The organism is Paenibacillus sp. XP01 (assembly GCF_057364885.1).
This window is the reverse complement of record NZ_CP139481.1, coordinates 3,628,685-3,654,172: the sequence shown is the minus strand read 5'-3', so window position 1 is coordinate 3,654,172 and position 25,488 is coordinate 3,628,685. Positions and strand designations below refer to the sequence as shown.

The following is a 25,488-nucleotide window of genomic DNA, read 5'->3' as shown; positions in this document are numbered from 1 at the left end:
TGAAGGAGTGCTTGAGATGTTATATCAACACATCAAACCATTCCCCAATGAATTTCTGTGGGGAGGCTCTACCTCGGCCTATCAAGTGGAGGGAGCCTGGAACGAAGATGGCAAAGGTCTGTCCGTAATCGATATGTGTGATCATCCGGCTGGAACCGCCGATTTCACGGTTGCGAGCGATCACTATCACCGATTCAGAGAAGACGTGAAGCTTTTTGCAGAGCTGGGCCTCAAAGCATATCGTTTTTCAATTGCATGGACTCGAATCTTGCCTTCAGGCACAGGAGCTGTTAATGAGAAGGGGCTCGATTTTTATCACCAATTGATTGACGAATTGCTGCTCCATGGTATTGAACCCATTGTGACCATGTACCATTTCGACTTACCCTACGAGCTTGAGAAAACCGGAGGATGGAACGACCGGGAAACGATCGATGCCTTTGTCGAGTACGGGCGTATCTTGTTTACGCATTACGGGCATAAAGTGAAATATTGGTTGACCATTAATGAGCAAAATACGATGATTCTCCATCCAGGTGCCATTGGTACACCGAAGGGCGGCCGTATGCCCTCCACTAAGGAACAGTACCAGCAAAATCATCACATGTTTGTAGCTCAAGGCAGAACGATGCGACTATTTCATGCCATGCTCCCGCAAGGCAAAATCGGTCCTGCATTAAACATGACTTCCATGTATCAGGCAACCTCCAGACCAGCAGATGCAATCGCTGCACATAACTGGGAGACGATTCGCGGATGGGGTTTTCTCGACTTATCGGTGTGGGGACGGTATAATCCATTATTCTGGAGTTATTTGCAGGAACGTGGCATCGAGCCGGTTATTGAGCAGGGCGACATGGAAGATATCCAGTCTGGCCGCCCTGATCTCGTAGCAATCAATTATTATTCGACGGCAACCATTGCCGCCAGTACGGGCGATGCGTCGGATGTTACAGCTCGTGCGGGCGATCAGCAAATTATGCTTGGCGAGCAGGGAGTCTACCGGGCCGCGGAGAATCCTTATACGGAAAAAACGAAATATGGCTGGGTCATTGACCCGGTTGGCCTAAGGCTAACATTGCGTAAGGTATGTGAACGATATGGTCTCCCGATTCTAATTACGGAAAATGGTATAGGAGCTCCGGATGTACTGGAGGCAGATTACACCATTAACGATACGTACCGGATTGATTTTATCGAGAAACACCTGGAACAGATCAGACTGGCTCTAACGGATGGGGTAGATGTGATTGGTTATTGCCCTTGGTCCGTTATTGACGTGGTAAGCACCCATCAAGGTTATGGGAAACGTTACGGCATGATCTATGTAAACCGTGGTGAACAGGATCTGAAAGACTTGAAGCGCTTGAAGAAGAAAAGCTTCTCGTGGTATCAGGAGGTCATTAAACAGAATGGCAGATGTATCGGTAATTCGGATCAGGCGGTCACGAAAGAATAAAGGATCGTGATGAATGCATGAAAGTAATCAAAATATTGAATAACAGCTTGCTTCTGACCAAAGATGAACAGGGACAAGAAATGATTGTCATGGGAAAAGGCTTGGCATTCAAAGGCAAAGTCGGCGAGCGACTGGATGAGGAGCACATCCAGAAACGATTCATTCTGCAAAATAATCCGTCTGCCCAGGCTTACGTACGAACTATCGAAAACATGCCAGAAAAACATGTGAATGTCATAAACAAATTGATTACCAATGCGAAAGAAAAGCTGTCTCTTGACGATCAAATCTTCTTTACGCTTATGGATCACTTGTCGTTTGCCATTGAACGATGGAAAAAAGGTGTATCATTACAGAATCGCATGTTATGGGAGATCCAGAGGTTTCATCCTGTCGAATTCGAACTGGGGGTTGAAGCCGTTCAGATGCTGAATCTGGAACTGGGTATTGAACTGCCGGAAGAAGAAGCAGGGAATATCGCTTTTCATTTCGTGAATGCCCAAACACATGAGCAGAATATGGAGCGCACGATGCAATCCGTTAAGATGTTAAAAGATATTTTTAACATTATCCAATACACCTTTGATATGCAATTGAACAAAAACTCCATCCATTATGTGAGACTCGTTACACATTTGCAATTTTTCATCCAGCGTTTACAAGAAGGGCGACTGGGCAATTCGGCGAAAGATTTTATGTTTCAACATATGGTGAAGGAGCATCCGCTTGAATACAAATGCGCGGAGATGATCAAAACCTACGTTCAAAACATGCTGGATATTTCCATATCGAACGAGGAGTTATTATATTTGATGATTCACATTGCTCGAATTGTACAGGAGGAGCAATGTGACGAGGGAGGATTATAAAACAAAGTTTATATTGTTTACTTATGGCAAGTGGATTTTTTGAATAGCAGACAGGAAAAACGATGGCCGTTTTCTCGTATTTTACCGGGAAACGGTCTTTTATTTTTGCGCGAAATTCTACATTTAAGCGAGTCAGGAGGCAATGAAATGAAGCAGTGCTATAACCTTGTTAAATGGATGGTTATTCGTATGTTGGTCGTAAGCATCTGTGCGGTTATAGGTTACGTTCCCGGCAGAGCGGCCGTGGATGATTCAGTTATCCAAACCCTGCCAGCAAAAGGAGAAACATGAAACGCTTTCTATCATTTTTAACCATGTCGATCCTTTTTGAAAGCTTGACAAGGTCAAAACATTTATATATAACTAAATCAGTTATAACCATTATGGTTATATATAAAAATAAAAACTGGAGGTTAACATGAAAATCATAAATCATTTTATACCCGTTTTTACCGAGCAATTGGAATCAACCGTTGCATATTATGAATCTCTTGCAAACCGATCTATGGATCGTACGTGGAATATTCCCGAGGCTGGCTTATCTTTAGCCACAGTATATCCTTACGTCATTGTATCTGGAAGTCCGGAGGCCTTGGAGCCTGCTAGGTCACTCCGTGCAGTGGTGTATGTTGATTCCATGAACGAATTGAAGATAGAATTAAAAAAACAAAATACCCTTATCGTAAGAGATCAGCATGGTCCTATTGGTCCAAGCGTTTTTGTTCGACATCCTGACGGTAGTTTTATTGAATATGTTGAGCCTGCGCAAGCTTCTGTTTGACTTGGCGCAAATCAAAAAAATGTAAAATAAAGCTACTCCATTAGAGGAGTAGCTTTATTTTACATTTGCCTTTATCCGTAGTTGCTCTACAATCTGAGCTAGGGTAACAGAAGCTAGTTCATGCTCCATAGCCTTCTGTGCATTAGAGAGTTGGGGTAATAGAATGGATTCAATGTTCATTCCTACAGAACAATTTGGGTCAGTATCCTTGTGAATTTTGAAAAGCTGATTTCCATCCACAGATTCGACTGCTTGGAAGATATTCAGTAGGGTTAATTTTTCAGGAGATATCAGAAGAGAGGCCCCAGCAACTCCTGGTTTTGTTTCAATATAACCTGCTTTTTTGAGCTGGGCCATAATCCTTCTAATGACTACAGGGTTACTATTGATGCTGCGGGCAATTCGATCGCCTGTACTATATAGAGGGTCCAGCGAGATCATGGACAGAATATGGACTGCCATCGAAAAGCGACTACTTATTTGTTTCAATCTACTCACCTTCTTTGCTAAATAGTATAGTTTCATTTAAAGAACAGGTCAATCGACGGCATCATCAGCAGGTTAACATGTAGGTCAAAGATCACCTCCGAACATATTATGATTCCCATCAGATAAGAAATTAGCATGAAAAAAGAACACGATCTTTCATCCAAGCTAACGGGAATCTTTACTTCAATGTAGTGCAGGAACCGGTTTAGATGAAGCTGACTGGGAATGGAGTTTCACAAGCTGCTTCTAGAAACAAGAATTCAGGAACATACGTTCTTTACATGTGCAATATGTGAGGGTATAATCACAACGTAACGGAAACGGAGAACTGCTTGATTAAACAATGAAGATTTTTCTTCATTTAAACAAGTTATACATAGTTAATTGGAGGAGTCTGTATGCCATATTGTAAAGTTAAGAATGCCCGTATATATTACGAGGAAATGGGTACAGGCAAACCGATAATAATGATCCACGGTTTTTCGCCAGACCATCGATTAATGAGTGGATGTATGGAACCGATATTTGAAAAGATCCCCGGTTGGCGTCGCATTTATCTTGACCTGCCTGGAATGGGGCAAACAAAGGATTACGATCAAATATGTAATTCAGATGATATGCTGGAAGCAGTTATACATTTTATTGAAACTTTCATCCCAAATCAAGATTATCTCATAGCAGGCGAATCATACGGCGGATATATTACAAGAGGAATAATTAATAAACATAAAGATCGTATTGGTGGCGCTGCACTGATTTGTCCATTAATTATTCCCGATCACAAAAGAAGGAAAGTCCCCGAGCATTTGGTTGTTCATCGTGATCGCGAGTTTTTGGACACCTTAAGTGAAGAGCAAATAAGTGATTTTAGCGCAAATCAAGTCGTTCTCAATGAGTATAATTGGAAAAGGTATTCTGAGGAGATCATTGCCGGTTGTAAGATCGCTGACTACGATTTTCTTAGTAAGCTTCAAAGAAACTATGGATTTTCCAAAAATATCGATGAATTAGTTTTCGATAAACCAACCGTATTTACTCTTGGGCGACAAGATGCAGTCGTTGGTTACAAAGATGCTTTTAGAATTTTAGACAATTATCCTAGAGCAACCTTTGCTGTACTAGACCGAGCAGGCCATAATCTTCAGATTGAACAGCCTCTGTTATTTGAGTCTCTTATGTGTGAGTGGCTTGAAAGAGTAACAGAGCATGGATTTTAGTTTTATGTTAACCTATTAAACTAACGGGAACGTTATCTGGTTGCCAAAGTCGATGGGAAAAAAGTGAATCTCCCAGACGTACCTTCAGAGAAGAAATCTCTCATGGGAGGTATGGAGAACAATCAATTATGGGATTCTGCCAAGACGATTAATTTCCTCAAAGAGGTACAGTCCCAAGGAGCCGATCCGAATGTGGACGGAGCTGGGGGTTACCTGGCCGTTGAATGTCGTACTGTCTCCTAAATCATCCTAACTCGGCACTGTTCTGAATAAGACGCATGGTCGTTTCAAACCAGGGATCGTCCCAGTATTATTCGTTGTAAGTTCGAGACACGGCCATCGAATATGACATGCTGTCATATTCGTACATAGCCATGCATATATATCCCCGAGAATGTAGGTATGGGGGGCGGATCAATGGACGGTAACAAAGCTAACCATCAGGCAAACGGTCGAAGCTGGCAGGGAGGGAACGTACAATCACAATGGCATGCTAAGCAGTCGCCGGAATACCATTCACAGACAGTAGGGGAACGGGGACCGATTTTGGAACAGGATAGCATGCTGCATGAAACACTTGAAACCTTTGTCCACGAAAAGATATTAGAGCGTCCGGTTCACGTGAAGGGGTTTGGAGCCTTTGGTTATTTTGAAACCCTCCACTCGATGGCCGCTTATACGAATCTGTGCTTCCTGCAACAGCCGGGACAACGGGTACCCGTTACCGTTCGTTTCTCACTTGCGGTCAGCAACAAAGGGACACCGGATACATCCCGCAACGTGCGTGGATTCTCGACGAAATTTTATACCGAGCAAGGCGTTTTCGACCTGCTCTGTAATCATATCCCTGTGTTCCTCGTACGAGATCCGATCCGGTTCCCTGAGTCCATCCGTGCTTTCCTGCCATCACCCGTTAACAATCTCATCGATCCCAATCGATTCTGGGGTTTCGTTGCTAGAGCACCAGAGGCAACCCATTTCGTTGTACGATTGTACTCGGACGAAGGGACGATCAAGAGTCTCCGCCATATGCCAGGACACAGTGTTAACACCTATGTTTGGAAAAATGCACAGAACGATCGCTTCTATGTCAAATATCGCTGGATTCCGTTGGCTGGAGAGCAATATATCGATGCGGAAGAAGCGGCTCGTTTGGCCAGCGAGAACCCCGATTATTCGGGTAAAGATCTATATGATACGATTGCCAAAGGCACACCAGTCCAATACGGGCTGTATGTGCAGTTGATGAACCCACAGGATGAGGCAATGCTGTCGTTCGATCCGTTGGATGACACGAAAGTATGGGATGTACGTCATTTCCCGCTGCTGCCAGTTGGTCGACTCGTATTGGATACGAACCCAACGAATTATCAGGAGCAGGTCGAGAAACTGGCATTCTCTCCTTCTAATCTTCTGGATGGTGTCGAGCTGTCCGATGATAAAATGCTGCAAGGCCGCAGCAATATTTATTGGGATTCACAGCGGCATCGCCTTGGATCGGATTTCCGTAAAATTCCGATTAACCATCAAACAAACTGGTCACCGACTGAACAGGTAACGAGTGGGACAGGGCGCTATGTAGCCGGCCGGATCGTTCGATCCGATATTCCACAGCCCGATAATTTCACGCAAGCGGGAGAATTCTACGAATCGCTAACGCAAGTTCAGCAGGATCATCTTGTTCAAAACCTCGCTGATGACTTATCGGCCGCTTCTCATGAGATTCAAAGGGTGGTGTTAGGCTATTTATCCCAGGCGAATGCAACATTAGCCGAGAGGGTAGCGCGTCAGATCGCCGCACCGAAGAAGGGATGATTTACGCAATTTCATGAAGTAGGAGAATGGGGTCGATCAATTGTCGGGGTTCAAGAACATATTCCCATTAAAAATCGCTATTTGGTCATAACCCTGTCAAGTAGACACTTTAAAAAGACAACATTCAAGCTGCGGCCATTTCTCGGTATTCCACCGGGGAACGGTTGTTTAGTCTCTTCTGAATCAGTCCTGGTTGTGCGCCGGCTTGCAGTTGAACGGTTTTGAAGTGTATTGTAATCCTTGGCCCGAGTTTATTTTGATGATTTTTTTGATCTTAATCGTTATTACGGATAATTGATATAAATATTTTTTAGGCAGTTTCTAAAAAGGGCAGGGATGACGTATGTTCATTCCTGCCCTATTTGTTTTTCGAAATAATGAGAATTATAGTTTTAATTTTTATGAAATATTTTCGTAGCTGGTGCAAGTGGTGTTATTGGGAGATTGTTGCTGCCGCAACTCGTACCAAGCTGGACACGATGTCATTGGCATGACGCGGAAAGAAGAGCAAAGACATTAAGAATGACCGAAACGAAGTGGATTCCCTGGTTAATGAACAAAATAAAGGAGCTATGAAGTTGTTAGAGTCAATGGGATATACCTTTCCTGTAAAATTAGAACTCATGATGTTTAAAAAAGGGACAATACCATTTCCATTTGGCGGCTGATATTTCCCTCAACAATGTCAGGTGGAATCCAAAAATATTAAAGTTAGCAAAAGTGGACGACCGTTTTCATTATGATCTTGAGAAAACGGTCGTCACTTATTCTTGCTTATCACCTAAATTTCCAGTGAATACGCAAGCACTTGGGAACGTGTCATTGCTTTACCTTTGCTCCACAATTCTTGCAATTCCTGCTCAGAAAAAACATGCTGAAGATCAAGAATTACCTCTTCATGCTCTGCGGGAAAATTGGGCATGGCCTCCCCGCCAGAGCTTTGGCGGCCTTTCTCAGCAGCTCCGAGAAGGATTGCAGATTCGGTGAAGGCCTTCTTAGCACATAAGGCAATGGCTAATCCTTCAAGACCACGCGATAGAATCCAAGAACCTCTGTAGATCTGGCTTGCGGCGATGCATTTTTTAAAATATTCAATAGAAGCAGTAATCTGCTCAAGCTTCAGGGCGGAATACCCCAGACTTTCGTACGGACCAGATACTTCCCATTGGTCCTGGACGACTTCGAAGAAATGTACACTCTCATTCAGGCTCTTAGACGCTTCAAAATAATTATGCTGTCCTAATCGGAGCTTCCCGTAAGCATGCAATGAGGAAGCTAAATTCCACAAATCGCCCGTGGCTCTAGCAATATCAATGCTCATCTGTACCAACGGTTCGGCTTCCTCAAGACGTTTCTGTTTGATGTGAAGAAACGCGAGCAGTCGAAGGGAGGAGATAAGGAGAGAGCTTTCTCCCAAATCGCGAGCGAGTTCCACGCTTCTGATCGCCGAATACATGGCATCTTCAACATTTCCACGGATAAATTGAATGACACCACGTCCATGCAAAGCCTTTGCGGAATCGGTGCCAGACTGTCCTTCGTGTGTTTCATTATCCAGAAAGCGATCCAGCCAGAACAATCCTTCCTTCAGCCTGCCTTCGTGCAGCCAGAACCAATAGAGGTTTGAGGCCATGTGAAGTCCAAATGAATAGGCATGCGGGTTAGAGTACGACCATTCCAGGGCAGAACGCAGGTTCGCATATTCTTGCCGTACTTCATCAATACACGCTTCGCGTTCGTGAGTCCTGAATTTGGGCTCCGCACGGACCAAACATTGACTGTAATAACGAACATGGCGTTCAGAAAGCTGATGGCTCTTATGCTTGTCGGTTTCTTTCTGCAACTTTCCGCCTGCATATTCTTTGATAGCTTCCAGCATGAAGTAGCGGATGTAGCGGTAATTCTCGCCGATCTCGATAGAAACGAGAGACTTGTTGACCAGACCGGACAACAGGTCGAGTACGTCTTCGCGAGTGATGCGATCTTCCCGCTCAGGCATTCCGGGCTCACAGATGCAGATCTCTTCCGCCGCCTCCAAAGTAAACCCTCCCGCAAATACGCTAAGCCGCCTCAACAAGAGACGTTCTTTGCCGGTCAGCAATTCATAACTCCAATCAATTGTGGATTTGAGCGTTTGCTGACGGGTCACAGCGGTTCGTTTGCCTGCTGTCAGCAAGGTCAGCAGATTCCCCAGGCGTTCCGTGATTTGTTCCAGTGTCAGCATGTTCATTCTGGCAACCGCCAGCTCAATGGCTAACGGGATTCCCTCCAGCTTTTTGCAAATAGAGCCAACAAGTCTGAGATTCTGCAATGTGGGCTGAAACTGGGGCGCAGCAATATGCGCCCGCTCCAAAAAAAGTTGCACGGCTTCAAAGGATATGATCTCCTGTTCGGGTATCTCCTCAAGCAAATGCTCGTCCGCTGGAAAAGATAACGGAGGAAGCCGATAGACGGATTCCCCGGGAATATTGAGTGGTTCCCGGCTGGTGGCGAGGATCGTCAGCCCCGGCGCGAATGCAAGAAGTGATTCAGCCAAAGACGCGCTTGCGTCAATGACATGTTCGCAGTTATCAAAAATAAAGAGTGCTTTCTGGTCGGACAAAGCCTCCAGTATCGTTTGAAGATCGGTCCCGTTTGCCTGGTTCTGCAGCCTTAATGTGGACAGAAGCAGTTGTCCCAGGTCTTGCGGTTCTTTGACAGAACCGAATTCAAACATCCATATCCCTTGCGGGTACGTTCCCCCGAGCGTTGAAGCCACCTGAACGGCAAGGGACGTCTTGCCTATTCCTCCGGGACCCACGACAGAGACCAGGGAGTGAGCATTCAGCCGTTCCTTCAAGTCAGCCATGGCTAGACTTCGTCCAACGAAGAGCGTAGGGAGCTTGGGCAGCCGATGTGCTGGCGCGATTGAAGCCTGCGGCGCGGCAATCATTGGTTTCGGTGTTGTCCCTTCCATAGTAACCAGTGTGTCGAACCAGGTTGCGTCGAAATCGGGAAACTCCCGTGAGGTCGCTGACCGCGCTTCCGAGAAGCGCTTTACAGAATTCCAAAGCTCCTCAGCCTCATGACGCGGATCGGCTTCCAGGAGAAGCCCTTCTTCGCAGAACGCTTGGATCATTCGTTTGAGACTGCCCACGCTGGGGAGGCGGTCTCCATTCTCCCATTGCTGCACCGTTCGTGGATCAACACCGACCCGCCGTGCCAGGTCCACTTGCCGCATCCGTTTGGATAAGCCGTGCCTGGCAGGTCTGGAACGAATTTTTTTGATCCATTCATGAGGCCAATCTTTTGGCAATTTCCCGTCTTCCATCCTATCACCTGAATTCCATAGTTTCCGCAGCTTCACACGAACAAACACGAACTTATGTACATTCGTGTTCTGGATTCTAACAGATATAATTAGCCATATCAACAACAACGAGGAGGTAACACACATGCCATTGACTCGCATTACCACATTGAAGGGTCGCTCCAGCGAAGAGAAAGCCCGTATTGGCGAGGTCGTCTTGCAGACGATTGTGGACAAGCTGCATGTCCCCCAGAACGATCGCTTTCTGATTGTAGAAGAACTTGAACGTGACAATTTCAGCTTTGATCCGAATTGCCTGGATATTGATAGAAGTAACGGTTTTCTAATCGTTCAGGTCACGCTGAATGCTGGCCGATCAGCAGAAGTGAAGAAAGACTTCTATGAGGTATTAGCCGAGCAGCTTCATCAGCAGTGCGGCATCAGAACGGAAGATGTGTTCATCAATCTGGTTGAGGTCACCAAAGAAAACTGGTCTTATGGTAACGGCATCGCTCCATTTATCGTGTAATTTCACAAACTAAACTTAATGATGAGAGGAAGTTTTAATTATGTCAACTGTACTTTATATAACTGCCCATCCCGGCAGCGTTGAAGCATCTTACAGTCTTTCCGTCGGAGAGCAATTCGTTCAAGCTTACAAAGAAAGCAATCCGGGAGATCAAGTAGTCCATGTAGACTTGTATCGGCGCGACATTCCCCAAATTGACGTTGACGTATGGGAAGCCTGGGGAACCCTTCAAAATGGTGGTTCGTTTGATCAATTGACTGCCGCGCAACAACTCAAATTAACTCAGTTGAATACATTGCTTGATGAATTCGTTGCTGCAGACAAGTATGTGTTCGTAACACCTATGTGGAACTTCTCTTACCCTCCGGTAATGAAGGCATACATTGATTCCTTCTGCGTCAGAGCCAAAACCTTCAAATACACAGAGAACGGTCCCGTTGGCCTGCTTGAAAACAAAAAAGCATTCCATATCCAGGCTACCGGCGGCATTTACTCGGAAGGACCTGTGGCGGACCGGGAGAACGGCAGCCGTCATTTGAAAACCGTCCTGAACTTCGTAGGCATCACCGATTTCGATAATCTGTTTATTGAAGGAGTGTCCACTGCAGGAGACCGCGCTCCACAAATCAAAGCCGAAGCGATCGAGAAAGCACGCATAGCCGCCAAAAACTTCTAAGACTACATTCAGATAACACGCTGAATATGCTTCGCAACATTTTGCCCATCCATCGCTCACCCGGTATACGAGCATTGGATGGGCATCCTCATGGAGGTGTTCATGGGCGTTCGAATCGAAGGCGTATTTGGTGAATTCAAGGAGGGGAAGAGCATGACAGAGCTTCAGGCACAAGCAGGGCTGAAAGCGGGGAAACGAGCGGGGGTGGCGGTCATATTGGGTGCTTTGGCTGCGCTCGCCCCGTTCTCCCTGGACATGTATTTGCCCGCGCTGCCGACATTAGCCAGCGATTTGCAGGCATCACCTGCCATGGCGCAGATTAGCTTGACTGCCTGCATGTTGGGACTCTCGTTCGGGCAACTGGCAGCCGGTCCGCTGAGCGATATGCACGGACGGCGCAGGCCGCTGCTTGTGGGGTTATTCCTGTATATCGCCGTATCCGTGTGGTGTACCTTAAGCGGGGCCATCTGGTCATTTATCGCGTTGCGGTTTGTACAAGGTCTGGCTGGAAGCTTCGGCGTAGTGATTTCCCGGGCGGTGGCGCGGGACCTCTTTTCAGGGACCGAATTGACCCGGTTTTTCTCACTCCTGATGCTGGTGAACGGGGCCGGTCCAATCTTTGCGCCGATTGCCGGCGGGCAGCTCCTGCGGGTGGCTTCCTGGCAGGGCGTATTCGTAGCGTTAAGTCTTATTGCTGCGATTCTGTTCGTTGCAGTCTTCACCACTCTGGAAGAGACATTGCCAGAGAAGGACAGAGTGAAGGGCGGCTGGAAGGAGACGATTGTTACGTTCCGAACCCTGCTTCGGGACCGGATCTTTATGGGTTACGCCTTATCACAAGGTTTCGTTCTGGCTGCGATGTTTGCGTATATTTCAGGCTCCACGTTCGTAATTCAAGACCTATTCGGTGCTTCGCCGCAATTGTTCAGCATTTTGTTCGCGCTGAATGGGGTTGGTTTGATCATCGCTGGGCAAGTTACGGGTAGGCTGTCCGGCAAAATAAGCGGGTATACACTTTTCGTCAGTGGAATTATGCTTGCAACCATTAGCAGCTTGGCGTTATTCGGGGTGTTATTGAGCGGTGGGGGGTTATACGCGGTATTAGTGCCGCTATTTTTCGTAGTATCCAGCGTCGGCGTCGTAACTACGACTGGCTTCTCCCTCGCGATGCAGAACTATGGACAAGCCGCCGGGAGCGCTTCCGCGCTGTTAGGCCTGATCTCATTCGTGCTGGGCGGACTCGCTGCACCTCTTACCGGGATCGGAGGAGGTCAATCAGCCATCCCTATGGGAACGGTCATCGCGTTATCCAATATCGCCGCAGTCATCTGTTACCTCACGTTAATCCGAAGAAACCCGGCATCAGCAATTTCATCAAAGGGGGAATACAAATGAAAGTATCCTATCATGGACATTCTGTTGTAAAAATCGAAACAAACGGCACTACCATCCTGATTGATCCGTTCATTACAGGCAACGCAAATACCGATCTGGATGCGGCCAGTATACAAGCAGACGTAATCCTGTTAACCCACGGCCACGGAGATCATGTAGGGGATACGGTAGACATTGCGAAACGAAACAACGCATTGGTCATTGCCTCGGCAGAGCTGGCAGATGTGCTCGGATGGGAGGGAGTGAGAACCCATGCCATGAGTATCGGCGGGGCGTACACCTTCGACTTTGGTAAAGTGAAGCTGACTCAGGCTTTCCATAGCTCCAGTTATGTTAACCCTGAGACCCGAACCATTATCTATACGGGAATGCCTACCGGAATTCTGTTCACCGCCGAAGGCAAAACAATATACCATGCAGGTGACACGGGCCTTTTTTACGACATGAAAGTGATTGGGGAACGCAATGACATTGACCTGGCTTTTCTCCCGATTGGCGACAACCATACGATGGGCCCGGAAGACGCGGCCGTAGCCACAGATTGGCTTCAAGCCAAACAAGTTGTGCCGATCCACTTCAATACGTTTCCGTACATTCAACAAGACCCGCATTACTTCGTCTCGCTCCTTGAGGATGGAGTAGGGGTCGTCCTTGAACCGGGAGAAGCTATCCATCTGTCATCCTAAACATCGATAAGACACCGGAGGGAAACATTTCACAGCCGTCGCTCTGTATGATTGGGATGCTATCGGACAAGAACATAGTCCGGTTGAAGTCGCTATAATTATAGCGGCTTTTTTATGTTATCGGTACAAGTTTTTGTTCCGAGTGCTGCAGGCGAACATGATGATCCGAACAGTGCTGATGGCATGGGGAATGCTAGCACCTTAAGGAGTTTGTAGCTATGTAGCTATAGCGGTCAGGAGAGCCTAACCTCGGCAAGTGCTTCCGTACGGACTCAGCTTATTACGTTTGCCACGGAAGAATACCGTTTGAATTCGGGTAAATCGAATGATGTAAAGGAATAAGCAAAAGAAATAATGGCTGCACAAGAAGTTACCGAGCAGCAAAAAATACAAACAAGGATTTAGTAGCGATTGTTTCCGGGGATGGGGGAAGCAATCGCTATGTTTATTTGCGGATTTTTTATTTTTATGTCCTTCACATGTGTACAAAAAATAAAAAAGATGCTACATTGAAATTAGTCTAAACCCTTTTATAAAAAGGTTTTTCGTAGAATTACATGTCTCCTGTACGAGTACAAACGTATATCAAGGAGGGAATTGAATGTCAAGTCGAGCATTGGACCAATTTTTAAATTCGAACATCGAAAATCTAAAGACTAAAGGTCTATATAACGTCATCGATACGCTGCAGGGTGCAAATGGTCCTGTTATTCGTATCGACGGAAAGTCCCTAATCAATTTGTCTTCTAATAACTATTTGGGACTGGCAACAGATGACCGCCTGATTGATGCTTCAGTTAAGGCGGCGCAGACATATGGGGCAGGCGCAGGGGCTGTGAGAACAATTAATGGTACGATGGATCTTCATATTGAGCTTGAAGAAAAACTGGCCCGTTTCAAAAAAACGGAAGCCGTTATCGTGTATCAATCGGGATTTAACTGTAATATGGCTGCTATATCCGCGGTAATGGACCAGCATGATGCGATTTTATCCGATGAGCTGAACCACGCTTCAATTATTGATGGGTGCCGCCTGTCGAGAGCCAAGGTGATTCGCTTTAAGCATTCGGATATGAATGATTTAAGACAGCAGGCGAAAGAGGCCAAGGAATCCGGTCAGTACCATAAAATTATGGTCATCACCGACGGGGTTTTCTCCATGGATGGTGATATAGCAAAGCTGCCCGAAATCGTGAAAATAGCGGAAGAATTCGATCTGATTACTTATGTGGATGATGCCCACGGTTCGGGCGTTCTCGGAGCAGGTGCGGGAACCGTAAAGCATTTTGGATTGTCCGACCGCATTGACTTTCAGATTGGTACTCTTTCCAAGGCGATCGGCGTTGTCGGCGGTTATGTGGCGGGTAAAAAACAACTGATCGAATGGTTGAAGCTAAGAAGCCGTCCGTTTCTGTTCTCGACATCGCTACCTCCGGCTGCAATCGCTTCTTGTAGCGCTTCTGTCGACATTTTGATGAACGACAAAGAGTTGATCGAGAAGCTGTGGGGGAACGGCAATCATTTGAAAAATGGCTTGAGCCGGCTTGGATATGATGTAGGCCAAAGCGAAACGCCGATCACACCTTGTATCATTGGCGATGAAGTAACCACCCAACAGTTCAGCAAACGGCTTTATGAAGAAGGCGTTTACGCCAAGGGAATCCTGTTTCCGACAGTTCCGAAAGGAACCGGTAGAATACGCAACATGCCGACAGCTGCCCATACCAAGGAGATGCTTGACCAGGTGATCTCCGTTTATGAGAAAGTTGGTAAGGAAATGAAGCTGATTTAGATGCATTCGCGGGAGTATATTTCGGGAGGAATGTCTTATGAAAAAGATATTGGTGACCGGAGCACTGGGCCAAATCGGTTCTGAGTTAGTTGTTAAATTGCGTGAGATTTATGGTGCGGATCACGTCGTTGCTACGGATCTCCGGTCATCAGCCCACGAAATTACCCGATCCGGACCATTCGAGCTGCTGGACGTGACGAATGATAAGGCGATGTTCGAAATCGCCAAGCGGTACGAAGTTGATACCGTCATTCATTTGGCTGCGCTGCTTTCGGCTACCGCAGAGGAGAAACCCCTGCTTGCCTGGAATTTGAATATGGGCGGATTGATGAATGCACTTGAAATATCCAGAGAGCTCGGCTGCAGATTGTTCACTCCAAGCTCCATTGGATCTTTTGGCCCTACGACCCCGAAATACAATACCCCGCAGGATACGATTCAGAGGCCCAATACGATGTACGGCGTGAGCAAAGTGTCCGGCGAACTGCTTTGTGATTATTATTTTCATAAATACGGCCTGGATACTAGGGGGCTACGATTCCCAGGTTTAATATCTTATATGACGCCTCCCGGCGGAGGAACGACGGATTACGCGGTGGAAATTTATTACGCAGCCGTGACGGCTGGCCGGTATACATCTTATATCGCCAAAGACTCAAGCATGGACATGATGTATATGCCGGATGCCCTGAATGCTATCATTGATTTAATGGAAGCGGATTCTTCCCGGTTGATTCACCGAAACTCATTTAATGTCACCGCAATGAGCGTGGATCCGGAGGCGATCGCTGCAGCGATTCGGGAGGAGTTTCCCGGCTTTATCCTCGATTATGACGTTGATCCTAAGAGACAGGCGATAGCCGATAGCTGGCCGCATTCCATTGATGCGACGGCAGCGAAAACAGAATGGGGATTTCATGCACGCTACGACTTGAAGGCCATGACGAAGGATATGCTTTCACAGCTAAGCGAGAGACAAATGCTTCGCAAAGCTTAAAGTTATTATGAATTCGCTGTGCAAAACGAGTAGAAGTACAAAAGAAGCTGCATCAAGAGGAGGTTTGGCATTACCCGGACCTTTTGTTGCAGCTTCTTTTTTCATCCTCCATTTCCGTGAGGAGAAATAGTAGGGGCTGGAAGAATGTCGAGGGACAAGGACATATTCCCATTGAAGTCGCTGAACTTGACGGTTAAGCTGTCGGGTGAAATATAGCTTAATGATGCCCCGAAGACAGCCGACCACAAAGATCGGCTGCCTTCGTTGCGATAACGAGCCGATTAATTCAAATAAAAGACTTAACATAACATACTTGTTAAGTTTGTTCTCGGTTTAAGTGCTGGTTATACATTTCCTTGAACAGTAAAATCTAAATGTAACGTAAGAAATTCGCTTTAGGGGTGCAAACATGAAGATTGGTTCGATCATCAGAAAACTAAGGTTGAAAAGTGGTATTACCCAAGAGCAACTGTCCAATGCTCTAGCCGTTTCGGTTCAGACAATTTCAAGATGGGAGACATCCGCTAATTATCCTGACTTAGAAATGCTGCCCTTAATTGCAAGGTATTTCCGAGTTACAACAGACTATTTGTTAGGAATAGAAGGAGGAAATAATAACATGAAATTGCTTAAAACCGTTGAAACATTTGAAGTTCCTAGCCGGGAAGAAGCTGAATCGTTGGTAAAAAAATTCTCAAGCGAAAAATTCCCTGTATTGCTGGGTCATAGAATTACGGAAAATGATGATGGGGCGATTATTCTTGAGGTAGAAAAGAAGTTTGGCGTTAACCTTGAAGATATGCCATGGAAAGCTAACCAGGGTTAGCCCGATGTGCCGATTTGATGTATATCTAAACATTGATCACATGCACTTAAAACTTCATTAAGTTACAACAATACATGAAAATGTTCACATTGTTATGGACAACTGACACGATGAGAGGTTAAACACGGGTGGTCATGTATTAATAAAGGTGAAATATCAACTGAATCTGAGCAATACATCGTGAGAACAATAAGCTCTGGTTAAAAGATGAGTACGCAAAATACCAGTAAACAAAGGATACATGCACCTAGCTTCCGGCACGTAAATAAGAAAGCCGAACCCTGTTCAAAAGACGGGTTCGGCTTTTGCTTATTCCCTACGACAGTTCAAAGCAAATAAACTAGTAGACTGCAGAATAATGTTTTATACCGAGTAAATAAAGTTATAGACTGATACGCCGGTTCGCGCAGCAGTTCCGCCATCCTACTCCTCTCCGGATACGCGGGGCGCGGAGATCGGCAGCTGTCTACGACGGCTAACAGTTGCGGCGTTAAGCTCCCTCGGGCGAGTCCAATCCGGCACCTCCGAACAGGTTGAAATATTTAAAATTCATGTTGGCATCGAGCATTTATTTTTTAGGATACAGAAAGTAACATAGAAAATAAAGCGCTTACGAAATTCAGTTTCTAGCCTTAAACGGATTCAGGATTACAACCTTGGGAAGGGGATTGCACATGAAGAAAATGCAGGTATGGTTAGGGGTATGTCCTCTTGTTGTAGTGATGGCTCTGAGTGGCTGCAGTGGTATCGATTACCATGTGGGTGCCTTTCAGCGCTGCTTTATCTCAGGTCTCACGGTTGGCGGGGTGAAAGGTTAAAAGAAAATCCCTCTATTGACGAAATGGATGTCGCAAGCTTCTGTCTTGTTTTTATTGCCTCTGCGTCGAACGAGAAGGTGGGGCATTCTATCATCATCTGAAGGGGTGCTAAACGATGTAAGTTCCACGTATGTGGAATAACGGTTATAGGATTCGATATCTTAACAAACGACTTAGAGATTCTACTTTAGACGAAAGCATGAACGTCATTTTTCGATTGATCGGTCAAAGGTATTTCGTGTAAGAAACTATACTTACCGGTTTTAAGAGAATTAAACCCCTAATGGATATGATCACATGTATACAGGAGGTTATAATGACAATGATTTCGAAGAAGTGGAAGCCGCTTATGATCGCGCTGCTCCTGGCTATTCCAAGTTTGCCGCTACAGGTTAGTGCTTTGCCTGAGGCTGCGGCGGCTGCAGTCAAGACCGCTATCTCCAATGCCAGCCTGTCGGCCAAAGTCGGCGACTTAGGCCAGATTGAAGAGCTCTATATCAACAACAATCCTACGAATAAACAGGGGGAGCCGATCAATTTCGTTCTGCCTAACACTACATCGCCGCAGAATGGTACCCAGCACCAATGGATGGGGGAAATGATCTTCTCCTACCGTACGGGTGCCAATGAACAATTCCCTGACAACAGGGACGGCTTTGTAGAAGTGGATACCAATAAAACATTGGCTGCCGGGGGATCTACACAATATTCAACGATTAATCCGGATAACCCCTACATCAACAAGACAGCATCAGCAGACGGCAAGAAGGTAGAAGTCAACTTTATTGGACAGAATCTGGACTCTACAGACCAGCGGGTAATGAAGGGCTTCGATGTGAAATCCGTTTTTGATATGGAGACCGAGGACGGTTCAATGCTTTGGGAGATTACGCTGAAGAACAAGAGCAATCAGTATATCGAATTCGGGGATATCGGCTTGCCGATGCCCTGGAACAACAAATACCAGACCTTATCCGATACCTATGATGATCGTGTGACGGTGCATAATTTCGCAGGTGCTGACAGTGGATATTCTTATGCCATCCGCACCAGTGGTGAGGGAAACTTCATGCTCTTCACTCCGGTGCCGGAAAGCGGCGCTCGAATCGAGTATGTGGATTATTGGATGCATGAGGCAGGAGAGCGGCGTGCTGCAGACACCTTTAGAAACTGGACAGGGGACAGTGGCGGCTGGTATCCGGGGCTGAACGTGCTCTATATCCACTCCAAAGAAATCCAAAAAACGGGACGCGGATACTTTACGGATGCTTCCAGCCTCGTCCTAGGCCCGGATGAGTCCAAGACGTATAAGTTCAAATTTTCAGCAGTCCGTGGAGGAGACAACACGCCGCAGGAAAGTGCCCAAAGCCCAAATAACAGTTCGACCTCGATGGAAGACCGTGAAGCCAATCTCCGGTCCATCCTGTATAAATCAGGCATGATTGATGCCGTAGCGGTGCCGGGCTTCCAGACAGCCATCAATATGCCTGTCAAGCTGGACCTGCACTATGACGACAGTATCGTTGATGTACAATCCATCGATATTCAAAATGTGGCAGAGAATGATCCGTTTGACGAAGCGCATATTCCGGATATCAAGCCTGGGAAGAGCAGAAAGGAAATGGTTGACAACTCGCGGGCCGGACGTGGACTGCCTGACGGAAACCCCGGTTACAACGAGTCGGTTGAGTTTGTGGAGACCAAGATCGTAAATGGTGAACAGCATCATATCTATTCGCTTCAGTTTGATTCGATCGGCAACAACAGCGTGCGTATCGAATATAAGCTGAAGGACGGCAACGAATGGGTAGATAAATTCACTCAATTTGAGTTCAATGTTCTGGCCGAGCTGGATGCAATCTCGGATGCGCATTCCGAATTCATGGTTGAGCAAACACAGGATAACAACCCGGAAAGTCCAACTTACGGGAACTATTTCGACTGGTATCTTTCAAGCGGCATGGATCTCAACACAAACCACTGGGGAGATGACTGGAGCCATGACAACATTAATTTCATGACGATGAAGAACTATCTGGCTCCAAGCCCCGATGAAATTCGATCTATCGAGACATACCTGATCGACTTCATGTGGGAACGATACATGAAGAATACGCAGGATAGCTATATCGTTGCGAACTGGCTGAAAGATTCTGGAGCGTACACCGACAAGGATAAGCCTTATACACGTACGTTCTCCGAAATCATGGAAGCTACCGGATTCTTTAACATGTACCGGATTCAGAAGGCTTATCCTAATCTGATCGAGTACCGGGAATCACCTCAGTTTTATCTGGAGAAAGCTTATAACATCTACTATAAGCGCGTTTCCACCGGAGCCATCGGATTCTACGGCGAGCAGCAAATTCCGGATATGATTGAAGCACTGAAGGAAGAGGGGATGCAGACCGAGTCAGCCAATCTGCAGAAGAAGTTCGCCCTCGACAAGGGACGGAATATGACTAGAGCCACTTATCCTTACGGCTCGGAATTTGAATATGACAATACTGGTGAAGAAGGGGCTTATGCCGCAGCGAAGGCTCTGCGCACGTACTATCCAGCAGACTCTCTTACAGGTGCAGCTGAGAAAAGTATGGAAATGGCCGATTGGAAAACACGTGCCATGCGCGGGATACAGCCTACCTGGTTCCATTATTCCGTGCCCGTCTTCCGCGGCGGTGAAGGCTGGTGGAATTTCCAATATACGGCGTCTTTAGCAGGGTACATCATGGATGACTGGCTAAGATATGAGAATGATGGCAGATCGGTGGAGCAGAAGGCAATTGCACAGCAGCGCAATTATGCCGCGAAGATTTCGAACTTTAACGCCGTCAATATGGGACAGATTTCGGCTAATTTCGTTGGCAGCACCTCTTGGCGATATTCGATGTATAAAGGAGGCACAGGCACGAAGGACGTATACGATGGCGGCTCACGCGTCATGAGTAACGGCTGGAATGATTTTTCAGGCGAATCGGAAGAAGGCCTCTATGGTTCCCTTCTCAGCATCAGCTCCGATATTGTTACAGATCCGATATTCGGGCTGTTCGGTTATGGGGCGCTGGTGAGTGACGAAGGAGACAGCTACAACATTACGCCGAAAGACGGCTTCGGCAAGCGGATCAATCTGATTGATGAGAAAATCTATTTGGAGCTGGAAAGCGATAAAATAGAAAGCGCGCAAATTCAAAAAGATGGTAACGGTTTTACACTTCAGCTCCTGAATCCATCAGGGAAAGAGCATACTTCACGGATTTTGTTCGATGGAGTGGGGATGGAGAACGGATACTATACCATGAAGCTGAATGGTGCAGCTGCCGGACAGTTCTATGTTCAGAACAATGAAGGCGTTGCCATGTTTCAGATGGGTAGCGTGCAGCGTGCTGAATTGATCATTGAAAAGTCAGCTGGTGGTGAAAATGAAGCTCCGCAAATTATTGCAGAGCTGGCGACACAACATCCACAGGCGTTGATTCCATTTATGCTGAATGGGATTGTAACCGATGATGGCGCGCCTGAAGGGACTCTGTCTTACCAATGGGAAGTGGTCAGCGCCCCGGATGGCGGCAAGCTCACCTTTACTCATCCGAAAGCAAGCATTACACAGGCTACGGGTACCAAAGAAGGCTCTTATACGGTTATGCTTAGCGCAAGTGATGGACAACTGACGGGCTCTAACCAAGTAAACTTCGAGCTGGCCTTACCGCCGGAGAAACAACCTCCAGCAATTGGCCAAGTGTCTGCGGTTCAGGATGTTGGCAATAACAGTATCGTGGTATTGTCCGGGGAGGCCATTCCCGATCCTGTGCATAGCGAGGAAGAAGAACCCCAGTTGAAGTACTCATGGGCCATTAAGCAAAAGCCCGAAGGTTCAGCGGACATTTCCTTTGTGGATGGTGACAAAACAGCGGCCTATGCACGTGTAAGCAAGGCAGGTACCTACACGTTTACCTTCAGTGCGGCAGACGGAGACAAGAAGGCCAGCAAGGATGTAATGATAGAGATCAAGGAAGATACCGTTGACGTTTACCGGGCACTTAGCGTTGTTACCAAGAAGGATATTGAACCAGAACTTCCTGGACAAATCTATATTTTATCAGAGGACGGGTATCTGGAGCAGGAAATCACTTGGGATGCCATTGATCCAAGCAGCTATGCTAGTGCAGGCCAATTCGAAGCCAAAGGAAACGTCGTTGGCAGTGCTTTGGAGGTTCGGGCTACCGTCCATGTCGTGAATACTGAGCTGCAAAATGCGGCGCTGACAGCCAAGGCTTCCGCCAGCTTCTCTGGTGGCGACGGTTATCCGGAAGCGATGAATAACGGCATTGAACCTAAAAGCTCGGCAGATTTCTCTCCGAACCGAGGTGCCCCCAACAGTGCATGGCATAACTGGGGTAGAGAAGGAGATCCGGCATGGGTGACGTATGAATGGGATCAGCCATTCCTGGCCTCATCCATGGATGTATATGTATTTCAAGACAACGGCGGGAACTTCCGTCCGAAGGATATGCAGCTTATGCTTCGCGGCGAAGATGGAAAATGGTACACCCCGCGGGACATAAAGGGATTGGGCAATGAACTTAATAAATACAATACGACTACCTTTGAGCCCGCCTATATTACAGGTGTTCGTATGGACATGAAGCCTTCCGTTAATGGCAGCGGTATTCTGGAATGGAAGGTATACGGCTATACCGGAGCGGTAGATAAGTCAGAACTGATCAAGGTCTATAACTATGTAAATACATTAAATGCTTCAAACCTTGCAGATCCTGGCCTTGCGCCAATCGAAGCGTCGAAGACAGATGCTTCTGCTGTGATCAAGAATATGAATGCCACAGACGAAGAAGTTACCCTGGCGCTTGAGAAGCTGCTGATGGATTTGCGTCTGCTCAGTCCGAGAGACGGCAATATGGCCTTCCTCGCAAATGCTTCTTCCAGCTATACCTCTCCTTGGGAGAGTCTGGCAGCAGTAAACGACGGAAAGAAAGATGGCAACAACATTTCGCATTGGGGAACCTGGGGTCATGAAGGCGCAGAGGAGTGGGTGCAATATGAATGGCCGCAGGGTGCATCTATCCGGAGTTCGAATCTGGTGCTGTGGTCAGATGCCGGCGGAATCAAGCCGCCTACCCAAATTGTATATTCCTATATCCCGGCGGATAGCGCAACTGATGAATGGGTAACTGCGGGAACGGTTACGGAGGGAATCAAAGTGTTTGAACATACTCCGGCGGAATCCTCCAATCCGTACACGTTTGATCCGGTGATGAATGTAAAGGCACTGCGGGTAACCCTGACCAAGCAATCACAGGCAGGCGATAACGGTGTTGGCCTATGGGAATGGGAAGTTCTCCAGGCCGGATCCAGTCCTGATCGTGAGGCTCCAGTAACACCGGTCGGGGTGGCCCCGTCCGTTCTCCATGGAGATGACGGCAAATTGATCGGTGTGACAACAGAAATGGAGTATAAGAAGGAAGGCGAAGAAGAATATACAGCAATTGCAGGAATTGAGGTCACAGGTCTCACCGCCGGTAAATATTATGTCCGGTATATGAAGACTGGTTCGCTGAGCGCCAGCCCGGATAAGGAAGTCGTTATACCGGAAGGGCAGACACAGGAGCAGGCTGCACCCGATGCGAGTGGGTGGGTGATCTCACACGCCAATTCGGATACCGGTATAAAAGGCATAATTGAGGGTTTGGATGATACGATGGAATACCGGAAGCTGGGCGAAGAGGACTACACGCCTGTTACAGGTTCGAGTATTAGCGATCTGGAGCCCGGCAGTTATCAGATCCGGTATGCAGCCACAGACATCCTAAAGGCAAGCCCGCCGGTAACCGTGGACATTCGCAATGAAGCCAAGGCAGACAGAGAGGCACCAACAGCGGAAGGACTCGTCATTACACCGCCTACAGCGGCAGGCGGAAATGATGGCAGAATTGAAAATGTGACTGTTGATATGGAGTACCGAAAGGCGGATCAAGGTGGTTACATGCCGGTTAGTGGAACCAGCATTGAAGGACTGGAGGCTGGCAGCTACGAGCTCCGGTACGCCGGAACGGATTTGAGCAATCCAAGTCCTGCGATCCTGATCGTTGTGCCTGACGGAACCAAGCAGGAGCAAAATCCCCCGTCCAATGCAGAGGTCAAGACTGTAAATGTCAGTGCATCTGGGGCCAAGGACGGCAAGATCACTGGTGTAAGTCCTGGAATGGAATACCGGCAAGTGGGTGGGGACGCTGGCAGCTGGAATGCGATCACAGGCACAGAGGTTACAGGTCTTGGTAACGGAGTCTACGAAGTAAGATATAAAGAAACGGCAACTCATTATGCGAGCCAATCCCTTACTGTCGTTATCAGCAATCCAGTCATCAATCCGAAGCCTACGGAAACACAGCCGTCAACGGATGCACCTGTGTCAGTCATCGCACCTTCACCGACTCCTGAAAGCATAAAAGTCGAAGGGAATTGGATTAAGATTGTGGCACCAAAGACGGATACCAAAACCGGTAAAGCTAAAGGAGCACCCATCCGGCAGGAAGACCTTAATAAGGCTCTGGAGCATGTAAAGGCGAATAGCAGTAATGTTAAAACGCTCATAGTGGAAATACCGAAAGCAGAGGGAGCAAATGCCTATGCGGTTGAGCTTCCTGCCGCTGCACTAACCGCAGAGCATGCCAACATCAAGATCGAGATTAACACGGAATTTGGAACCGTTACCGTACCTTCTAATATGCTGAAGTATACATCAGGTGCCAAGAGTGTAGAACTGTCACTAGGTCGGCTGGATACAGTAAAGCTTCATTCAGATGTAAAATCAGTGACAGCCAGCAGACCTGTTATTGTATTCGCTGTCCAATTAGATGGAGTAGAAACGGTAGCCCTGAATGCACCGGCTGAAATCAGAGTGCTTTATGCTCCTGATGTTGAAGAATTGGCCAATTCCAAATACCTTACAGTTTCGTACTTGGCTGCAAACAGTACGATTGTTCAGCTGCTGAATGGCAAATACGACAGTGCTCTACAAGCCATGGTTTTTCCAGCGGCAAACACAGGTGAATATGCAGTTGTTTATACGAAGAAGTTCTTCAATGATGTCATCAAGGATTCGTGGTACGCACCAGCGGTTGAAACCATGGCGTCCAAAGGATTCATCGACGGGACATCGGCAACAAGCTTTAGTCCCGGACAAAAGGTCACAAGAGGTGAGTATCTAGCTTGGTTGGTAAGGACACTGGATCTCAAAGCAGAGTTCAACACCACCTTCAGTGATATAAAGCGAACAGACCTCTACTATGAGGAAATCGGAATCGCGAAAGCACTCGGGATCGCCCTGGGCTCGAACGGCAGCTTCTATTCGGAAACGGACATTGCTAGACAAGATTTGGCTGTGCTGACCATGCGGGCTTTGCGGGCAGTGGGCAAAACCGAGCAGACCCGTACAGCTGAGGATCTCAATAGATTTACAGATGCGGCAAATGTAGCAAAGTACGCAATCGATGACATGGATGCAATGGTCAAAATGGGTTTCATAAACGGGCGAAGCAATGTCATCTTGAGTCCTGACGGAACGACAACCAGAGCAGAAGCAGCTCAGGTTCTGTATAAGATTTTCTTGCAGCTATAATCAAAGAAACCGACCTTGATCCTGTTTTGTGCAGGACCAAGGTCGTCTTAAATTAGGAGAAGATTACATTATTAATCCGTCATTAACATGATAAACGGGTGTCGAGGGACAAGAATAATGTGGCATTTCTGATTAAATGTTTATCTAAACATTAGCAATTTGAAAAATCATACCTCATGCCAAAAGCGAATTACCATGAAATCTAGCTAAATAGACG

At 46.9% G+C, this 25,488-nt stretch carries 16 protein-coding genes; 14 read left to right on the top strand and 2 right to left on the bottom strand.

Translation table 11 applies throughout. The annotated features are described in order from the left end of the window. Window positions 1-16 precede the first annotated feature (16 nt). The 3 genes from SNR34_RS16555 (at window position 17) to SNR34_RS16545 (ending at window position 3,109) form a co-directional block, all read left to right on the top strand. A complete protein-coding gene (locus SNR34_RS16555; protein ID WP_486179642.1) occupies window positions 17-1,459 on the top strand; it encodes a glycoside hydrolase family 1 protein in 1,443 nt (480 codons plus the stop codon). A 17-nt stretch (window positions 1,460-1,476) separates the two neighbouring features. Continuing rightward, on the top strand, window positions 1,477-2,328 hold the full coding sequence (licT, locus tag SNR34_RS16550) for a BglG family transcription antiterminator LicT (protein WP_486179641.1): 852 nt from the start codon (window positions 1,477-1,479) through the stop codon (window positions 2,326-2,328). A 418-nt stretch (window positions 2,329-2,746) separates the two neighbouring features. Next, on the top strand, window positions 2,747-3,109 hold the full coding sequence (locus SNR34_RS16545) for a VOC family protein (protein WP_486179640.1): 363 nt from the start codon (window positions 2,747-2,749) through the stop codon (window positions 3,107-3,109). A gap of 54 nt (window positions 3,110-3,163) precedes the next feature. Here the strand turns inward: SNR34_RS16545 and SNR34_RS16540 are convergent, their stop codons facing one another. Then, complete coding sequence (locus SNR34_RS16540; RefSeq protein ID WP_236412784.1) at window positions 3,164-3,598, bottom strand: Rrf2 family transcriptional regulator; 435 nt, start codon at window positions 3,596-3,598, stop codon at window positions 3,164-3,166. A 398-nt stretch (window positions 3,599-3,996) separates the two neighbouring features. Here SNR34_RS16540 and SNR34_RS16535 point away from each other — a divergent pair, with 398 nt between their 5' ends. The 3 genes from SNR34_RS16535 (at window position 3,997) to SNR34_RS16525 (ending at window position 6,630) form a co-directional block, all read left to right on the top strand. After that, the gene (locus tag SNR34_RS16535; RefSeq protein WP_486179639.1) at window positions 3,997-4,815 is read left to right on the top strand and encodes an alpha/beta fold hydrolase; all 819 of its coding nucleotides are present in this window, start codon (window positions 3,997-3,999) and stop codon (window positions 4,813-4,815) included. A 102-nt stretch (window positions 4,816-4,917) separates the two neighbouring features. Then, window positions 4,918-5,058, top strand: a complete 141-nt coding sequence (locus SNR34_RS16530; protein ID WP_236412786.1) for a hypothetical protein — start codon at window positions 4,918-4,920, stop codon at window positions 5,056-5,058. A gap of 174 nt (window positions 5,059-5,232) precedes the next feature. After that, window positions 5,233-6,630, top strand: coding sequence for a catalase (locus SNR34_RS16525; protein ID WP_486179638.1), 1,398 nt, complete (start codon window positions 5,233-5,235; stop codon window positions 6,628-6,630). A gap of 781 nt (window positions 6,631-7,411) precedes the next feature. Here SNR34_RS16525 and SNR34_RS16520 read toward each other — a convergent pair. Continuing rightward, the gene (locus tag SNR34_RS16520; protein WP_486179637.1) at window positions 7,412-9,940 is read right to left on the bottom strand and encodes a helix-turn-helix domain-containing protein; all 2,529 of its coding nucleotides are present in this window, start codon (window positions 9,938-9,940) and stop codon (window positions 7,412-7,414) included. 124 nt (window positions 9,941-10,064) lie between these two features. On the opposite strand from SNR34_RS16520, the gene SNR34_RS16515 reads away from it, so the two are divergent. From SNR34_RS16515 to SNR34_RS16480, 8 genes are all read left to right on the top strand, one after another. Next, window positions 10,065-10,448, top strand: coding sequence for a tautomerase family protein (locus tag SNR34_RS16515; RefSeq protein ID WP_486179636.1), 384 nt, complete (start codon window positions 10,065-10,067; stop codon window positions 10,446-10,448). 40 nt (window positions 10,449-10,488) lie between these two features. Next, complete coding sequence (locus tag SNR34_RS16510; RefSeq protein ID WP_236412794.1) at window positions 10,489-11,124, top strand: FMN-dependent NADH-azoreductase; 636 nt, start codon at window positions 10,489-10,491, stop codon at window positions 11,122-11,124. Between the two features lie 153 nt (window positions 11,125-11,277). Then, on the top strand, window positions 11,278-12,519 hold the full coding sequence (locus SNR34_RS16505) for a multidrug effflux MFS transporter (protein WP_486182472.1): 1,242 nt from the start codon (window positions 11,278-11,280) through the stop codon (window positions 12,517-12,519). Then, window positions 12,516-13,205: a metal-dependent hydrolase gene (locus SNR34_RS16500; protein ID WP_486179635.1), complete on the top strand. Its 690-nt coding sequence runs from the start codon at window positions 12,516-12,518 to the stop codon at window positions 13,203-13,205. Before SNR34_RS16505 ends, SNR34_RS16500 begins: the two co-directional genes overlap by 4 nt. 601 nt (window positions 13,206-13,806) lie before the next feature. Further along, window positions 13,807-14,997, top strand: a complete 1,191-nt coding sequence (locus SNR34_RS16495) for a glycine C-acetyltransferase (RefSeq protein ID WP_236412796.1) — start codon at window positions 13,807-13,809, stop codon at window positions 14,995-14,997. Between the two features lie 37 nt (window positions 14,998-15,034). Continuing rightward, window positions 15,035-15,994, top strand: coding sequence for an L-threonine 3-dehydrogenase (locus SNR34_RS16490; RefSeq protein ID WP_486179634.1), 960 nt, complete (start codon window positions 15,035-15,037; stop codon window positions 15,992-15,994). A gap of 409 nt (window positions 15,995-16,403) precedes the next feature. Continuing rightward, the gene (locus SNR34_RS16485) at window positions 16,404-16,820 is read left to right on the top strand and encodes a helix-turn-helix domain-containing protein (RefSeq protein ID WP_236412798.1); all 417 of its coding nucleotides are present in this window, start codon (window positions 16,404-16,406) and stop codon (window positions 16,818-16,820) included. 1,134 nt (window positions 16,821-17,954) lie between these two features. Then, complete coding sequence (locus SNR34_RS16480) at window positions 17,955-25,271, top strand: DUF5695 domain-containing protein (RefSeq protein ID WP_486179633.1); 7,317 nt, start codon at window positions 17,955-17,957, stop codon at window positions 25,269-25,271. Window positions 25,272-25,488: the final 217 nt, after the last annotated feature.

What these genes read in the sequence shown, in the direction of transcription:
- SNR34_RS16490 (WP_486179634.1), top strand. Translation starts at nt 15,035, where the DNA reads ATGAAAAAGATATTGGTGACCGGAGCACTGGGCCAAATCGGTTCTGAG.
- SNR34_RS16515 (WP_486179636.1), top strand. Translation starts at nt 10,065, where the DNA reads ATGCCATTGACTCGCATTACCACATTGAAGGGTCGCTCCAGCGAAGAG.
- SNR34_RS16500 (WP_486179635.1), top strand. Translation starts at nt 12,516, where the DNA reads ATGAAAGTATCCTATCATGGACATTCTGTTGTAAAAATCGAAACAAAC.
- SNR34_RS16520 (WP_486179637.1), bottom strand. Translation starts at nt 9,940, where the DNA reads ATGGAAGACGGGAAATTGCCAAAAGATTGGCCTCATGAATGGATCAAA.
- SNR34_RS16480 (WP_486179633.1), top strand. Translation starts at nt 17,955, where the DNA reads ATGACAATGATTTCGAAGAAGTGGAAGCCGCTTATGATCGCGCTGCTC.
- SNR34_RS16505 (WP_486182472.1), top strand. Translation starts at nt 11,278, where the DNA reads ATGACAGAGCTTCAGGCACAAGCAGGGCTGAAAGCGGGGAAACGAGCG.
- SNR34_RS16525 (WP_486179638.1), top strand. Translation starts at nt 5,233, where the DNA reads ATGGACGGTAACAAAGCTAACCATCAGGCAAACGGTCGAAGCTGGCAG.
- SNR34_RS16485 (WP_236412798.1), top strand. Translation starts at nt 16,404, where the DNA reads ATGAAGATTGGTTCGATCATCAGAAAACTAAGGTTGAAAAGTGGTATT.
- SNR34_RS16495 (WP_236412796.1), top strand. Translation starts at nt 13,807, where the DNA reads ATGTCAAGTCGAGCATTGGACCAATTTTTAAATTCGAACATCGAAAAT.
- licT (WP_486179641.1), top strand. Translation starts at nt 1,477, where the DNA reads ATGAAAGTAATCAAAATATTGAATAACAGCTTGCTTCTGACCAAAGAT.
- SNR34_RS16545 (WP_486179640.1), top strand. Translation starts at nt 2,747, where the DNA reads ATGAAAATCATAAATCATTTTATACCCGTTTTTACCGAGCAATTGGAA.
- SNR34_RS16510 (WP_236412794.1), top strand. Translation starts at nt 10,489, where the DNA reads ATGTCAACTGTACTTTATATAACTGCCCATCCCGGCAGCGTTGAAGCA.
- SNR34_RS16530 (WP_236412786.1), top strand. Translation starts at nt 4,918, where the DNA reads ATGGGAGGTATGGAGAACAATCAATTATGGGATTCTGCCAAGACGATT.
- SNR34_RS16535 (WP_486179639.1), top strand. Translation starts at nt 3,997, where the DNA reads ATGCCATATTGTAAAGTTAAGAATGCCCGTATATATTACGAGGAAATG.
- SNR34_RS16555 (WP_486179642.1), top strand. Translation starts at nt 17, where the DNA reads ATGTTATATCAACACATCAAACCATTCCCCAATGAATTTCTGTGGGGA.